The sequence below is a fragment of the Streptomyces sp. NPDC030840 genome, from assembly GCF_055572015.1.
In genome coordinates this window covers 41,674-56,519 of record NZ_JBVIEE010000021.1, presented here as the reverse complement: position 1 = coordinate 56,519, position 14,846 = coordinate 41,674, and the positions used below count along the sequence as shown (strand labels likewise).

12 protein-coding genes are annotated in these 14,846 nt (G+C 70.7%); 4 read left to right on the top strand and 8 right to left on the bottom strand.

Annotation, left to right across the window (positions count from 1 at the left end; genetic code table 11):
- Positions 1-102: 102 nt before the first annotated feature.
- Complete coding sequence (locus ACZ49J_RS33950; protein ID WP_467454349.1) at positions 103-1,314, bottom strand: sensor histidine kinase; 1,212 nt, start codon at positions 1,312-1,314, stop codon at positions 103-105.
- A 199-nt stretch (positions 1,315-1,513) separates the two neighbouring features.
- Between ACZ49J_RS33950 and ACZ49J_RS33945 the strand changes: the two genes are divergently transcribed.
- Positions 1,514-2,089: an AMIN-like domain-containing (lipo)protein gene (locus ACZ49J_RS33945; protein WP_467454348.1), complete on the top strand. Its 576-nt coding sequence runs from the start codon at positions 1,514-1,516 to the stop codon at positions 2,087-2,089.
- Positions 2,090-2,098: 9 nt separating this feature from the next.
- Here ACZ49J_RS33945 and ACZ49J_RS33940 read toward each other — a convergent pair whose 3' ends face one another.
- The 4 genes from ACZ49J_RS33940 to ACZ49J_RS33925 form a co-directional block, all read right to left on the bottom strand.
- The gene (locus tag ACZ49J_RS33940) at positions 2,099-3,121 is read right to left on the bottom strand and encodes a LacI family DNA-binding transcriptional regulator (RefSeq protein WP_467454347.1); all 1,023 of its coding nucleotides are present in this window, start codon (positions 3,119-3,121) and stop codon (positions 2,099-2,101) included.
- Positions 3,122-3,198: 77 nt separating this feature from the next.
- Complete coding sequence (locus ACZ49J_RS33935) at positions 3,199-4,035, bottom strand: ATP-binding cassette domain-containing protein (RefSeq protein ID WP_467454346.1); 837 nt, start codon at positions 4,033-4,035, stop codon at positions 3,199-3,201.
- Positions 4,032-5,045: an ABC transporter permease gene (locus tag ACZ49J_RS33930; protein WP_467454345.1), complete on the bottom strand. Its 1,014-nt coding sequence runs from the start codon at positions 5,043-5,045 to the stop codon at positions 4,032-4,034. Before ACZ49J_RS33930 ends, ACZ49J_RS33935 begins: the two co-directional genes overlap by 4 nt.
- Positions 5,046-5,231: 186 nt before the next feature.
- The gene (locus ACZ49J_RS33925) at positions 5,232-6,254 is read right to left on the bottom strand and encodes a substrate-binding domain-containing protein (RefSeq protein ID WP_467454344.1); all 1,023 of its coding nucleotides are present in this window, start codon (positions 6,252-6,254) and stop codon (positions 5,232-5,234) included.
- Between the two features lie 364 nt (positions 6,255-6,618).
- On the opposite strand from ACZ49J_RS33925, the gene ACZ49J_RS33920 reads away from it, so the two are divergent.
- Positions 6,619-6,921 carry a putative quinol monooxygenase gene (locus ACZ49J_RS33920; protein WP_467454343.1) on the top strand — a complete coding sequence of 101 codons (303 nt, stop codon included), beginning with the start codon at positions 6,619-6,621 and terminating at the stop codon, positions 6,919-6,921.
- Positions 6,922-6,945: 24 nt separating this feature from the next.
- Here ACZ49J_RS33920 and ACZ49J_RS33915 read toward each other — a convergent pair whose 3' ends face one another.
- Entirely contained in the window at positions 6,946-9,504 is a 2,559-nt protein-coding gene (locus tag ACZ49J_RS33915; protein WP_467454342.1) for a GH32 C-terminal domain-containing protein, read from the bottom strand.
- A gap of 146 nt (positions 9,505-9,650) precedes the next feature.
- Here ACZ49J_RS33915 and ACZ49J_RS33910 point away from each other — a divergent pair, with 146 nt between their 5' ends.
- Positions 9,651-9,845, top strand: coding sequence for a hypothetical protein (locus tag ACZ49J_RS33910; protein WP_467454340.1), 195 nt, complete (start codon positions 9,651-9,653; stop codon positions 9,843-9,845).
- A gap of 9 nt (positions 9,846-9,854) precedes the next feature.
- Here ACZ49J_RS33910 and ACZ49J_RS33905 read toward each other — a convergent pair whose 3' ends face one another.
- Positions 9,855-10,946, bottom strand: a complete 1,092-nt coding sequence (locus ACZ49J_RS33905) for an ArsR/SmtB family transcription factor (protein WP_467454339.1) — start codon at positions 10,944-10,946, stop codon at positions 9,855-9,857.
- A 22-nt stretch (positions 10,947-10,968) separates the two neighbouring features.
- Complete coding sequence (locus tag ACZ49J_RS33900; RefSeq protein ID WP_467454338.1) at positions 10,969-12,543, bottom strand: AbgT family transporter; 1,575 nt, start codon at positions 12,541-12,543, stop codon at positions 10,969-10,971.
- A 247-nt stretch (positions 12,544-12,790) separates the two neighbouring features.
- On the opposite strand from ACZ49J_RS33900, the gene ACZ49J_RS33895 reads away from it, so the two are divergent.
- Positions 12,791-14,731 (top strand): CocE/NonD family hydrolase, encoded by a 1,941-nt coding sequence (locus ACZ49J_RS33895; protein WP_467454337.1) that lies wholly within the window; start codon positions 12,791-12,793, stop codon positions 14,729-14,731.
- Positions 14,732-14,846 lie beyond the last annotated feature (115 nt).

Sequence of the window (14,846 nt, the reverse complement as noted above, 5' to 3'; positions counted from 1 at the left end):
CGCCGGAGGCTGGGTCGGTCGTCCCGTCAGCCGTCCGGTCTCCAGCCGTCCGGTCTCCAGCCGTCCGGTCTCCAGCCATCCGGTCCCCAGTCATCCGCTCCGTCACCCCGTCGTCCTCATGGGGAGCTCCCGCACCGGAAGCTCCGCGTCGACCTGCCATCCCGCGCCCAGCCGCGGCCCGGCGCTGAAACTGCCGCCGGACACCTCCACACGCTCGCGCATGCCCACCAGCCCGTTCCCACCGCTGACCCTGTCCGCCGCGTCCCGGGAGCCGGCCAGCTTGCCGGCTCCGTCGTCGACCACACGGATCAGGACGACGTCCTTGCCGAACCGCAGGCTGATCGTCACCTCCGCGCCGGGACCGGCATGCCGCAGCACGTTGGTCAGGCTCTCCTGGACGATCCGCAACACGGTCAGCTCGTCCGCCGTCGACAGCCCGCCCCGCTCACCCTCGACGACCAGGTCCACCTTCAGCCCCGCGGCGCGGGCGCGCTCGGCCACCGTCTCCAGGTCGTCCAGCGAGATCCGGCGACGACCGGTGTCCGTGTCCGGGTCCTCGCCCTGGCCGGAGGTCCGGCCGCCGCGCAGCACCCGCACGATCCGGTGCATGTCCTCCAGCGCCTCGCGGCCGGTGTCGGCGATCGCCCGCAGCGCGGTGCCCGCCTTGTCGGGGTCCGACTTGAGGGCGTATCCGGCCCCGTCGGCCTGAAGGATCATCACCGCCAGGCTGTGGGCCACCACGTCGTGCAACTCCCTGGCGATCTCCGCACGTTCCTCGGCCGCCGCGAGCCGTACCAGGTGCTCACGCTCCCGTTCGGCTGTGGCGGCCCTCTCTTCCAGGCCGGCCGCGTACAGCCGGCGTGTCCGCAGCACCATGGCGGTCAGCCACAGGGCCGCACAGACACCACCGATGGCGACGATGTCGCCGACGCTCTCGCCCGACCGCCCGCCGAAGGGCGGGAACCCGCCGAACGTCGCCGTCACGCCCAGCAGTACGACCGCACCCGCCGCGTAGACATGCCGCATCGGTTGGGCATGGGCGACCACCGAAACCATCGCGATGAGCAGCGCCACGCCGGACGCGAGCGGGGTGGACCCCAGCACGTGCTGGACCAGCGCGAGACCCGAGACCACCACCATCACCGTCATCGGCCGGTGCCGGCGGAACATCAGCGCCAGGGCCATCGCACAGCCGATGAGCTGGTCGAACACCGGGTCGTAGTGTGAGCCTGACGCCATGACGGCCACCAGCACCGCGAGCGCGGCGTCGTACGCCGTGTGTATCCACGGCAGAGCCAGGAGGCGGCGCGACATGGCGCTCAGGCTGCCCCTCGGCGGCATACCGGTCTGTCTCCCTCGAGCGGCGGCGCCCCGGGCCGAGCGGACGGGGACCGCGATGCCCTCTCTCTTCGCCTCTCCCATCGAAAGCCCTCTCTCCGCACACAACCAAGCGCCTGTCGCCGTCATCTAGAGGAGCGCCATACCGATCACCTAGTTCCACTGTGGAGGAAACATGCGTAAGGCATCACGCGGGGCGTTACTCGCCGTGACCGCTACGGTGGGCCTGTCCCTGGTGGTGGCGGCTCCGACCGCGTACGCCGAGGGGAGCGCGGGCACGACGGCGGCTGCCTGCGCGACCGGCTGGGGCAGCCTGCCGAAGACGGAGAGCAACAGCGCGCCCGCGTTCCTGACCAACATCAGGACGGGCCGCCACGACTGCTACGACCGCATCGTCTTCGACATCCCCGCGGGCAGCACCAGCCGGCTCGGCTACTACGTCCAGTACGTCGACGACTTCGGGCAGGAGGGCAGCGGGGACCCCATCCCGGTGTCCGGCGGCGCGATCCTGGAGGTCCGCGTCATCGCGGACTCCTACGACCGGGAGAACCAGACGGTGACCTATCCGGGCAAGGTGAAGCAGCCGCTGCCGGGCGTGGACCTGACGGGCTACACCACCTTCCGCGACACCAGGTTCGGCGGCAGCTTCGAGGGCCACACCAAGGTCGGCGTGGGCGTGCGCGCGCGCCTGCCGTTCAAGGTGACCCAGCTGTCCGACAAGCTCGTGGTGGACGTCGCCCACTCCTGGTAGGGCGTCTGCCTACCGCTCGGGCGCGGTCTGCTCGCCCGAGCCCCGGACGAGCAGGCGGGTGGGAACGGTGACGGTGCGGGCCCGGGAGCGGTCGCCGTCGAGGCGGGCCAGGGCGGTGGCCGCGGCGCTGCGGCCGATTTCCTCGGGGTCCTGCGCGACGACGGTCAGGGCCGGTTCGAGGGCCTCGGCGAGTGCCACGTCGTCGAAGGCGACGACGGCGACGTCCTTGCGCTTGCCGCGGGCGAGTTCGGCGACGATCCCGAGCGCCATGATGTTGTTGCCGGCGAACAGGGCCGTGGGGGGATCGGCCAGTTCGAGCAGGCGGGAGGTCGCCGCCTCGGCCCCCTGCTGGTCGTGGGCGTCGGTGACCAGGGAGCGGTCGTAGGGGATGCCGGCTTCCCGCAGGGCCGCGCGGTATCCGGCGAGGCGTTCGCGGCGCGTGTACAGCTCGACGGGCAGGTCGCCGACGAAGCCGATACGGCGGTGTCCGTGGGCGATCAGGTGGGTGACGCCGTGGTGGGCCCCCGCGCGGTTGGAGCTGACGATGCTGTCCGTGGACAGGCCGGCTCCCGGGCGGTCGAGGAAGACGACGGGGAGCCCGGCCCCGCGGTGCGACGCGAGGTGGGAGTGGTCGGCGCCGACCGACGGCACGACGATCAGGATGCTGATGCGGCGGGCGAGGAACGTGTCCGTCAGGGCGCGTTCGCGGTCGGGGTCGTCCGCGGACGACCCCATGAGCAGGGTCAGTCCGCGGTCGCGGACGGTGTCCTCGATGCTCCGGGCCACGGCGCCGAAGAAGGGGTTGGCGAGGTCGGGGATGACCAGTCCGACGGTGGTGTCGGGGCCGCCGACACGGATGTTGCGGGCCATCAGGTTCGGCTGGAAGCCCAGCTTGGCCACCGCGGCGAGTACCTGTTCCCGTGTCCGCGCCGAGACGGGTCCGTCCTCGTTGAGGACGCGCGAGACCGTCTTGGCGCTGACGCCGACCTCCTGGGCGACGTCGGCGAGGGTGGGGCGGCGGTTCGCTGCCATGAGGGGATACCGTCTCCTGTGAGCTCCCGGTTCCGGCCGTGGCCCCGGCCGGAAACCGTGAGAGCGGGATTGTGCTGTCAGGTGGCCTGTACTCCGGCGGCCTTCGCGGCCTCGGAATCCGCTACGACAGTAGCTCCGGCCTCGTCGACGGTGAGCGCGCCGGTCATGATGGCGACGACCTCGGCCATGGAGTAGTCGGACGGCTTGATCACGGCGGCGCGCCGGCCGAGCCGGTGGACGTGGATACGATCGGCGATCTCGAAGACGTGGGGCATGTTGTGGCTGATCAGGACGACCGGCATGCCCTTGTCCCGGACCCGGCGGATGAGGTCCAGGACCTGGCCGGACTCCTTGACGCCGAGGGCGGCGGTGGGCTCGTCCATGACGACGACGCTGCGGGCCCAGGCGACGGCGCGGGCGACGGCGACGGCCTGCCGCTGGCCGCCCGAGAGGGTCTCGACCGACTGCGTGAGCGAGCGGAGCCCGATCTTCAGGTCGGCCATGTGCTCGGCGGCCTCCTCGCGCATGCGCTTCTTGTCCAGCATGCGGAAGACACTGCCGAGGGGACCGGGGCGGCGCAGCTCGCGGCCGAGGAACATGTTGGAGGCGATGTCCATGGACGCGGCCACGGCGAGGTCCTGATAGACCGTCTCGATGCCGTGGGCGCGGGCGCTCTGCGGGCCGGAGAACGTGATGGGCTCACCGTTGAGGCGTATCTCGCCGGCGTCGGGGACCACCGCACCGGTGAGGGCCTTGATGAGGCTGGTCTTGCCGGCGCCGTTGTCGCCGATGACGGCGAGGACCTCGCCGGGCAGCAGGTCGAAGTCGGCGCCGTCGATGGCGGTGACATGCCCGTAGCGCTTGACCAGACCGCGGGCCTGCAGGACAGGGGTGGGGGAGGTGGTGGCGCTCATCGGGCCTTCTTCCGGGAGATCTGGTCGACGGTCACCGCGAGGATCACCAGGACACCGGTGATCAGGGTCTGGTAGATGGAGGCGACGCCCATCAGCTGCAGGCCGTTGCGGAAGACACCGACGATGAGGACGCCGATGAAGGTGCCGAGGACCGAGCCGCGTCCGCCGAAGAGGCTGGTGCCGCCGAGGACCACCGCGGTGATGCTGTCGAGGTTGTCGGTCTGCCCGGCCTGCGGGTCGCCGACCCCGGTGCGCGAGATCAGCAGCAGGGCGGCGATGCCGTACAGCAGCCCGGCCGCGGTGTAGACGCCGATGGTCAGGCGGGAGGTGCGGATGCCGTTGAGCCGCGCCGCTTCCTGGCTGTTGCCCAGGGCGTAGACGTGCCGGCCCCAACTGGTGCTGCTCAGCGCGTAGGCGAGGAGGAGGAAGAGGGCGATGGTGACCAGGGAGCCGTAGGTGATGTCCGTCCTGCCGAGCGGGAAGGTCTGCCCGAGGGCCGTCAGCGGGCCGGGCAGGTTGGTGACCGTCTGCTCCTCGGAGTAGATGTGGGTCAGCGCGAACGCCACGTTGAGCATGCCGAGGGTGACGATGAACGGCGGCAGCGGGATCTTCTGCACCAGCAGCCCGTTGAGCAGCCCGAAGCCCCCGCAGACGACCAGGCCGAGGGCGATGGCGGCGAGCGGGGGCAGGGAACCCTCGGCCGCCATCTTGGCGATCATGATGCTGCCGAACGCCATCACGGCACCGCACGACAGGTCGATGCCCGCGGTGAGGATGATCAGGGTCTGGCCGATGGCGAGGGTGCCGACGACCATGACCTGCTGCACGATCAGCGAGAAGTTGCCGCCCGTGAGGAACTGGTCGGTCGAGAAGGAGAAGAAGACGCAGGCCAGGAGGAGCGCGGCCAGGGGGCCGGTGGTCGGTTGCGTGAGCAGTCTGCGGGCCGTGGTCGGCGCCTTGAGCTCCGAGTACGGCGAGGAGGTGCTCGGGGGCGTGGACGTGGCTGTCATGCGGAGTCCTTGTGGGAAGACAGAGAACCTTGTCGCTGGGGCACGTCACCGGGACAGGTCACTGGGACGGATCGCCGGGACAGGTCGCGGGACAAGGGGGGCGGCCGTCCCCGCGGGTCGGGGAGTCGCGGGGGCCGGCCGCCCCGCTGAGGGGAGTGGCGGGTCTCGTACGGTCCTGGGGGCGGCTCAGCCCCAGCAGTTCTCCAGGCCGTAGGCCGTGTCCTTCGACGTGACCCCGTCCTGCGCCTTGTCGGTGATCAGGGTGACGCCCGTGTCGGTGTAACCGGACGCCTTCTTGCCGTCCTTGGCGTACGTCACGACGGCCTTGACGCCCTCGGCGGCCATCTTCAGCGGGTACTGCTGCGAGGTGGCGGCGATCTTGCCGTCCTTGACCGCCTGGGTGCCGGTGCAGCCGCCGTCGACGGAGACGATCAGGACGTCCTTCTCCCGGCCCTTGGCCTTGAGCGCGGTGTACGCGCCCAGGGCGGCGGGTTCGTTGATGGTGTAGACGACGTTGATGCCGGGCGCCTTCTGCAGGCAGTTCTCCATCGCCGTCTGGCCCTTGGCCTGGTCGCCGCCGGTGTCCTGGGCGCAGACGACGTCCTTGTCGGTGGCGCCGAAGCCCTTCAGGAAGCCGTCGTGGCGCTGGACGCCGACGGAGATGCCCGGCGCGAGGTCGAGGGTGGCTATCTTCGCCGACTTGCCCTTCATGGCCGCCTTGGCGTACTCGCCGATCAGCTCGCCGGCCTTGAGGTTGTCCGTGGCGAAGAGGGCGTCGACCGCGCTCTCCGGCTCGGTCGGGGTGTCGAGGGCGATGACCAGGACACCCTTGGCGCGGGCCTTCTCGATCGCGGGCACGATCGCCTTGGAGTCGCTCGGCGTGATCAGGATGCCCTTCGCACCGGCGGCCACCATGTTCTCGAGGGCGGTGACCTGACCGGCGTTGTCGCCGTCGAACTTGCCGGCCGCGGTCAGGAGCTTGACGCCCTCGTCCTTGGCGGCCTTCTCGGCGCCCTCCTTCATCTTCACGAAGAACGGGTTGGTCTCGGTCTTGGTGATCAGGCCGACCTTGACGTCGCCCGAACCGGCGCTGGACGAACCCGACCCGGAACCGGAACCGGATCCGCAGGCCGTCAGGGTGAGGGCCGCGACGCCCGTGACGGCGGCTGCTCTGAGGAGGGAGGAGGACAGGCGAGTGGTGCGAGACATGATCGACTCCTGTGGGATAGCGGACGGCACGGGGGCGGGTTCAGACGCATGCCGCCCGGGATGTCAGCGTTGACTCATGTCATCGTTGACACCGCATGGCGAGGATGATGGACTCCGGATCCCGGCAACGTCAATGCCTTGAACCCGTCACAAATCGGCAACGTCGGTGACCGTCCGACAGGTGCAACAGCCACCGACCGCGTCGCGAACTGCCCGGTTCTGCCGGCGTGCCGCCGGACCGTTGACGCACCGGCCGGATTGCGCTTCATTGTCGGAACGCTCGGTGTCATCGCTGACACAAGTCAACGATGACACCGAGCTCGGCCGGTACCTGGACCCCACTCACCGACAAGGACGGCACACCGTGACGAAAACCCTGCTCGCCGAGTTCACCGCCCGTCAGGGAACTGAGGACGAGGTCGCCCGCCTGATCCAGGACTACGCCCTGAAGGTGCGCGAGGAGGAAGGGAACCTGGCCTTCGACGTCTACACCAAGGCGGCGAGCCCGCGCGCGTACTGGATCTTCGAGGTCTACCGGGACGAGGACGCCTTCAAGGCACACCTGGACGCCCCGTACGGCGCCCCGTTCAACGCCGCCCTGACCCCGCTGATCGAGGAGGACGCCTCCGTGCTGACGTTCCTCGACCCGCTGGCCACGCGCCCGTAGCGGGCGTTGAGCACCGGTGGCGCGTCACCGCCAGACGGACTTCAGCTGCCACGCCCGCAGGTGGTCGAGCCTGGCGGTGCCGGCCTCGGCGAAGACGTCGACGCCGGTGCTGGACGGGTCGGGGAAGATCTGGTCGGTGATCACCGCCTCGCCGCTGCCGCCGAAGACCTCGACGGACGACCAGTCGACGAGGATCCGCAGCTTGACCTTGCCGTTCCTGGGCTTCAGGGGGGCGGTCTGGACGCCGGGGAAGGTGCTGTTGAAGTCCACGGCGCCGGAGCGGGTGCGGTCGACGTACAGCTCCTGGGCCGTGGCGTCGTAGCCGATGACGGTCTCCTCGCCGTCGGCGCCGGTGCGGACCTTCAGGCCGAAGCGTTCGGCGTCCTTGAGGGAGAAGGTGGCCTCGATGTCGAGGGCCCTGCCCTTGGCCGAGGGGCCGATGAGGCGCTGTGTGGTGTTCTTGACGGTGACACCGGTCGCGGTCGCCGCCTGGTTCTGCCGCAGGGACTTCACGCTGTTCACCGGCGTGCTGGTCAGCCGGACGCGGCCGTCGACCGTACGCAGGGCCATCTCGCGCGGGATGCTCTGGGCGCCGCGCCAGGGGGAGGTGGGGACGGAGCCGCCGTAGTCCCAGTTGTTCATCCAGCCGATCATGTACCGCTTGCCGCCCGGCGCGTTCTCCCAGGACACCGCCGCGTAGTAGTCCTTGCCGTAGTCGGCCCAGTCGGCGCGCTGCAGGACGGACTTGGCGGGGGCGTCGGCGGCGGTGAACTGGTCGGCGAGGACATGGCCCCAGCCGCCGGTGTTCATGTCGACGATCTGGATCCGCGCCTTCTTGCCGAGGTAGGGGCGTGTGGTGAAGGACGCCCAGTCCAGGGTCTCGCTGTCGGAGCCGGTGGCGCTGCCCACGACCTTGCCGTCGACGATCAGGTTGACGGACGTCTCCCGGGAGACGGGCTGCGCCTTGCTGTCGGAGAGCACGATGTGGTCGACGTTGATGTGGCCCCAGCCGCCGGTGTTGTCGTCGACGATCCTGATCCGCGCCTTTTTTCCGGCGAGGTCGCCGACGTCCCAGGAAGCCCAGTTGAGCGCCTCGGCGTCCTGTCCGGTGGCGGTGCGTACCACCTTGCCGTCGACGAGGAGTTCGACGGCGGTCGGGTTGTCGGAGCCGGCGGGGTGGCGGCCGCCGCCGATGAGGAAGTTGACGTACTTCTTGTCGATGGTGAACTCGGGCGAGGTGAGGGTGCCGGTGGTGGAGTCACCGTTCAGGAAGGTGTTGACCAGGCCGCTGCCCAGATATCCGGAGACCTGCTGCTGGTCGGGCAGGGTCCCCTTGGCCGGTGCGGTGCCGAAGGCGTCCCCGGTCTTCGTCCAGTCGCCGTAGGTTCCGCCTTCGAAGTCGGCGAGGACGGTCCCCTCGGGCGGGGTCTGCTCCATGACGGTTCCGGCCTCGTGAGGATGCCGCCCGCCGCCGATCTTGAAGTTCAGGTAGGGGCTGTCGACGGTGAACTCCGGCGAGGTGAGGGTGCCGGTGCTGCCGTCGCCGCTGTGGAAGCTGTTGGCGAGGCCCTTGCCCTCGAAGCCGGAGACCTCTCCCTGCCCGTCCACCGCACCGGCCGCGGGCCCCTGGCCGAACGCGGTCCCGGTGGCCGTCCACGAACCGAAGCCGGTGCCCTCGAAGTCCTGCGTCACCGTGCCGCTGGGCGGGGTGTAGGTGCCCTTGTCCTCGGCGGTGAACTTCTTGCCGTCGAAGTCGCCGATGAAGTACTGGGCGGCCGAACCGCCCGCGATACCACCGGGGTTGATGTTGACGACCAGGACCCACTTGATGTTGTCCGGGTCCCCGTCGACCGCGAGGGGGAACAGGTCGGGGCACTCCCACACGCCGCCCGTCGCGCCGGCCGGCCCGAAATCGCTGAGCAGGTCCCAGTCCTTGAGGTTCTTCGAGGAGTAGAACCGCACCTTGTGCTCGGCGGACAGCGACACGGTCATCAGCCAGCTCTTCGTCGGCTCGTACCACTGGACCTTGGGATCGCGGAAGTTGGTGGAGCCGATGTCGATGACGGGATTGCCCTGGTACTTGGTCCAGGTGCGGCCCCGGTCGGTGCTGTAGGCGAGCGACTGGGCCTGCTTGCCGCCGTTCTTGTAGGCGCTGGTGTAGATCGCCACCATCGGCGGGTTCTTCTTCGTGCCGAACCCGGTGGTGTTGTTCCAGTCGACGACCGCGCTGCCGGAGAAGACCATCTCCTCGTCGTCGTGCGACAGGGCGAGCGGCAGCTCCTTCCAGTGCACGAGGTCCGTGCTCACCGCGTGCCCCCAGGACATGTCGCCCCAGGAGTTGCCGTTCGGGTTGTACTGGTAGAAGAGGTGGTACTCGCCCTTGTAGTACACGAGACCGTTGGGGTCGTTCATCCAGTTCTTCTCCGGAGTGAAGTGGAACTGGGGCCTGTAGGTCTCGGTGTACGCCGGGGTGTCGGCGGCGACGGCCTGGGGGGCGAGCGGCGCCGCGGACAGGGCGCAGACCGTTGCCACCGCCGCCGCCAACCGCATGCGGGCATGCCGGGATACGCGTACAGAGCTCAAAATGTCTCCTTGTCCCGCCGGCGTCCGCGCAGCCGTGACAGCGACCCTGGCGCGGACGGACCGAAAAGTGACGTCCCGGGCCGGCGCCGTCGTCCAGGCAGCCGACCCGGGATGTCATCGTTGACGTGTGTCAGCGATGACATCGAGTGCCCGATTATGAGGCGCAGTCCGGCCGGTGCGTCAACGGTCCGGGCGCGATTGTTCCGGTACGGGTCTCGCGGACGGCCGGCGAGTCACCTGATCTCCTTCCCGACACAGACGGCCGGTACATCAAGATCGTCAACACCGGTGACGTCGCCCGCAGTTGGTGGTCAGTCGCAGAACTCAACGTCTACAACTGACCTGTCGGCTCACCGTGCCACCGTCGCCAGGACATCCTGGCCCAGCCGCTGGATGACGTCCGTGGCGAGCCGGTGCCGGACCAGCTTGCCGTCCCGGGTGGAACGCACCAGGCCCGCCTCGCGCAGGGTCCGCAGGGCGCGGGAGACCTGTGGTTCGGTGGAGCCGAGCCGGGCGGCGAGCTCCGAGGTGGTGATGGGCTCGCCCAGCAGATGGCGGCACAGCTCCATCCGGGCGGGCGAGGTCAGCGCCATCAGCCGGTGGTGCAGGTCCCGCAGGGTCAGCTCCCCGGCCGGGGTGGTGCCGCGCGCCGCGTACTGGACCACCACGCACGACGGGTGCTCGTTCTTGACCGTCAGATGGGGCCACACCCGGGCGGACGGGACGAGGACGAGGGGACGCGGGGCCACCCTCACCTCGTCGATCTGCAGCTTGTCCAGCCGAATCCGTTCCCCCGGCCCGACCCGCGCCGCGGTCGGCAGCAGCTCGGCGAGCACCTCCACGGGCGAGCGGAGGGCCAGCCGGCGGCGTACCTCCCGGGCGTGGTCCTCCAGGGGCGGGCGCAGGGCGCGCCAGTGCTCGGCGAAGAACGCGGTGTCGGCGGCCCGCAGCACCGCCAGCAGCCGGTCCCGCAGCTCCAGCGGTGCCGCCACCAGCTGACGCGCCAGCTCACCGCGGGCGTAGGAGCGGCGCAGGCAGCGGCGTACGTAGTCCTCGGCGGCCGCCGTGCCGGCGCGCAGGTCGCGGGCCGGCGGCGCGGGCTGCGCGTTGGTGCCCAGGACACCGGGCGCCACCAGCTGAAGGAAGTCCTCGGCCGGCAGCGCCGCGATCGCGGCGAGCTCCTCGTCCAGGCCCGCCGCGAGCGGCACCGTGAGGGGGAAGAACAGACGGCAGCGGTAGCGGGCCCACAAGGGGGCGAACGCGGACAACTCGTCGTGCAGCTCGGGTCCCGCCGTGGCGGCGCGGGCCGCCCAGCCGGCGGCCTCCGGGTGGTGCTCGGGCTCGGCGAGCACATGCAGGCTCGCCATCAGCTCCGACAGCGCGGAGGGCCCGGCCGCGAGGTCCGCGGGGCCGAGTCCTCCGAGGTCGAGCACGATGCTCACGCCGTCAGCGTACGGCCGGAACTCACCGCACGGGCGCGCCCGGACCGAGCGGGATGCCCAGCAGGTACCAGGTGAAGAACAGCAGGACCCAGACCGCCAGCATGATCATGGCGACGGGCAGGGTGAACGACACCAGGGTGCCGATGCCGGCCTTGCGGCGCAGGGTCTGCAGGTAGCCGACACAGAGCATGAACGAGGTGCTCATCGGGGTGATGGAGTTCGTGCAGGAGTCGGCGATGCGGTAGAGCGCCATGGTGGTGGCCGGGCTGGTGCCGAGCAGCATGAGCATCGGCACCAGCGCCGGGGCGACCAGGGTCCACAGGGCGGAGCCGGACGTGATGAGCAGGTTCATCAGTGCGACCGCGACGATCAGCAGCGTGAACAGCACCAGGGTGGGCGCGCCCAGCCCGCGGAGGAAGTCCGCGCCCTCGACCGCGACGACCGTGGCGATGTTGGTCCACTTGAACAGGGCGAGGAACTGGGACACGGCGAAGAAGAGCACCAGCAGCGGTGCGATGGAGCGCACTCCGTCCGCCATGAACTCCGGTATCGCGCGGCTGCCGCTGATCCGCCCGGTGAGCCGCCCGTACACGGCGCCGACGATCAGGAAGAAGACGGTGAGGAAGAGGGCGATGGCGTTCATGAAGGTGGACTCCACGATCGCGCCCCCCTCTCCGCGCAGCGGTGACGAGCCGGGCAGCATCGCGAGCACGACCAGGGTGGCGTAGCCGAGCACGGCCAGTCCGGTCAGCTTCAGGGCCCGCAGCTCGGTGGCGTCGTCGACCCCGGCGGCGACCACCTGCTGGGAGGCGGCGGCCTCCAGGTCGGGGTCGGGGACCAGGTGGTGCTCGCGCCTGGCGAGGATCTTGTCCACGACCAGGGCGATGGTGCCGGCCAGCACGAACGCCGAGACGGTGGTGAAGTACATGTTGTCCGTCGCGCGGACCACCACGTCCTTGTCGACGAGCTGCGCGGCCTCGGTGGCCACGGAGGCGAACAGCGCGTCACCCGGGGCGATCAGCGGATTGGCGTCGCCCGCGGCGTTGATGGAGACGAACGCGACGATCATGCCGAGCATGGGGGAGCGGCCCACGGCGCGGAAGGCCACCGCCCCGAGCGGGATGAGGACCACGTACGCGGAGTCGGACAGGAACTTCCCCAGCACGCCGCCCAGCGCCACGCCCAGGACGACCGTGCGCGGCGACAGGCCCGACAGCATGCGACGGGCCAGCGCCTCGAAGAGCCCCGACCGCTCGGCGACCGCGACGCCGAGCATCACCATCAGCACGGTGCCGAGCGGTCCGAAGGTGACGAAGGACTCCTCGGCGCCGGCGATCAGGTCCCGTACGGCAGCCGCCGACAGGGCGTTGCGTACGCCCACCGGGTCGCCGGAGGCGGGGTCCTCGACCCGCAGGCCGGAGGCGTTCAGCACCCAGCTGACCAGGGCGACGATCCCGCACAGGATCCAGAACAGCCAGAACGGATGGGGCAGCGCGTTGCCCGCGCGCTCGACCAGGTCGAGGAGGCGTGAGCCACGGCCCCCCTCACCGGGTTCGGGGGCCCGCACCTCCCGGGTACGGCTGTCGGCTGTGCTCATGGCGGCCTCCTGTGAGGACGGGGAGAGGAGTGGGGAAGGGCGGAAGGAAGGCATGGCGCGGCTGCGCCGCGAGCGGTGGGAAAGGCCCCGGAGCCGGGCATGATCCGCCGCGGGGGGAACGCGGGGCGTTCCCGGGTTGCGCTGCACAGTAGGTCCCGTGTCCGGTCCCGTCACCGTCCGGCGGAACAGTTGACCTGATGACGTCAAGTGATCGCCATGGCCAGGTCCGCTGCCTAACGTCACGGAAGTGACCTCGTACGACACCTCCCACGCCTGCCGGTGCGACCCCCTGCAGGGCGGCGCCCTGTGGCGCCGCACCCTGCGCATCCCCATGCGGGACGGCATCCGTCTCGCCGCCGACCTGTACACGGCCTCACCCGAGCCGGAGGCGGCCGCGCTTCCCGCGCTGCCCGTGCTCCTCGAGCGCACCCCGTACGGGCGGCGCGCGCGGCGCGGTTCGGACCAGGACCGCGGCGACGCGCCGGTTCCGCGGCCCGAGGACATCGCCCGGTACTTCACCGAGGCCCGCTACCACGTCGTACGGCAGGACTGCCGGGGCCGCGGCGACTCCGAGGGAACGTTCGTGAAGTACCTCGGCGAGGGCCCGGACGGGGCGGACACGATCGCCTGGATCAGGGACCAGCCGTGGTGCGACGGCAGTGTGGTGATGACGGGGGTGTCCTACTCCGCGCACGTCCAGGCGGCCGCGGCCGCCGAAGGGGCGACGGGGCTGGCCGCCATGTTCCAGGACTCGGGCGGTTTCTCCTCCGCGTACGACGCGGGCATGCGGATGGGCGGCGCCTTCGAGCTCAAGCAGGTGACCTGGGCACTGCGGCACGCGCTGCAGAGCCCGGAGGCCGCCGCGGACCCGGTGCTCGCGGAGGCGCTGCTGCGGGTGGACGTGACCGGCTGGTTCGGCGCGATGCCGTGGCGGCCGGGCTGCACGCCGCTGCGGCACCTGCCGGCGTACGAGGACTATCTGCTGGAGCAGTGGCGGCAGGACACGTTCGGCGACTTCTACCGCACCCCGGCGATCTACGGACGGGGCTTCTACCACCGCTTCCCGGACGCGCCGAGCCTGCACATGGGCAGCTGGTACGACCCGTACGTCCGCTCCACCATCGAGAACTTCACCGCCCTGCGGGAGCTGAAGTCGGCACCCGCCCACCTGGTCATGGGCCCGTGGACGCACGGGCACCGCTGCGAGACGTACGCCGGTGACGTGGACTTCGGCCCGCGGGCGACGCTGGACGGCAACCTCGCCCCGTCCTACCTGGAGTTCCGCCGCCGCTGGTTCGACCGGGCGCTGGGCCGGCAGGACGGGGCGGGCGGGGGGAGCCCGGCGAGCGAAGACCTCCCCGTCGTCCAGTACTTCCTGATGGGCGGAGGCGACGGCCGGCGGGACGCGGCAGGGCGGATGCGGCACGGCGGCGCATGGCGCACCGACACCCGGTGGCCGCCGGCGTCGACGGCCCCCGTCGCCCTGTACCTCACCGCCGACGGCGCCCTCACCACCGCCCCGCCCACCGAGGCCGCCGCGTCGGTGACGTACGACTTCGACCCGCGTCACCCGGTCCCCACCATGGGAGGCCAGGTCACCTCGGGCGAACCGGTGATGACCGGCGGGGCGTACGACCAGAACGCCCCGGACGCCCGGGTGTACGGGGCGCGCGAGCCGTACCTGCCGCTGGACTCCCGCCCGGACGTGATCAGCCTCAGCACCCCGCCCCTGGAGCGGGACGTGGTGCTGGCCGGCCCGGTGTCGGCGAGGCTCCACATCTCCACCACGGCCCCGGACACCGACTTCACCATCAAGCTGATCGACGTCCACCCGCCCAACGCCGACTATCCGCACGGCTTCGCCATGAACCTCACCGACGGCATCGCCCGCTGCCGCTTCCACCGCTCCTACGAGAAGCCGGAGTTACTCACTCCCGGCGAGGTGTACGAGATCGAGGTCACCGCTCCTGACACGGCGAACCGCTTCGCCGCCGGCCACCGCATCCGGCTCGACGTCTCCTCCAGCAACTTCCCCCGCTTCGACGTCAACACCAACACCGGCGAACCGGAGGCCGCCGCCCGCCGCACCGCCATAGCCGCGAACACCGTGCACATGGACGCCGAGCGCCCGTCCCACCTGCGCGTGTGGGTGGAAGGAGGGGAGGACGCGCTCGACCAGCTGAAGTAGCCGGACAGCGTTTCGGCCGACGTGGGTGGCCCGGCCCCGGCTCAGCCACGGCCCGGCCCCGGCCGGTCCGCACGGCTCGCGAGGTGCCGCCTGGACGAGACCCGTCCGGTAGGCG

Excerpts from the sequence above, each read along its gene's own strand:
- ACZ49J_RS33950 (WP_467454349.1), bottom strand. The coding sequence starts at position 1,314 with ATGTCGCGCCGCCTCCTGGCTCTGCCGTGGATACACACGGCGTACGAC.
- ACZ49J_RS33945 (WP_467454348.1), top strand. The coding sequence starts at position 1,514 with ATGCGTAAGGCATCACGCGGGGCGTTACTCGCCGTGACCGCTACGGTG.
- ACZ49J_RS33940 (WP_467454347.1), bottom strand. The coding sequence starts at position 3,121 with ATGGCAGCGAACCGCCGCCCCACCCTCGCCGACGTCGCCCAGGAGGTC.
- ACZ49J_RS33935 (WP_467454346.1), bottom strand. The coding sequence starts at position 4,035 with ATGAGCGCCACCACCTCCCCCACCCCTGTCCTGCAGGCCCGCGGTCTG.
- ACZ49J_RS33930 (WP_467454345.1), bottom strand. The coding sequence starts at position 5,045 with ATGACAGCCACGTCCACGCCCCCGAGCACCTCCTCGCCGTACTCGGAG.
- ACZ49J_RS33925 (WP_467454344.1), bottom strand. The coding sequence starts at position 6,254 with ATGTCTCGCACCACTCGCCTGTCCTCCTCCCTCCTCAGAGCAGCCGCC.
- ACZ49J_RS33900 (WP_467454338.1), bottom strand. The coding sequence starts at position 12,543 with ATGAGCACAGCCGACAGCCGTACCCGGGAGGTGCGGGCCCCCGAACCC.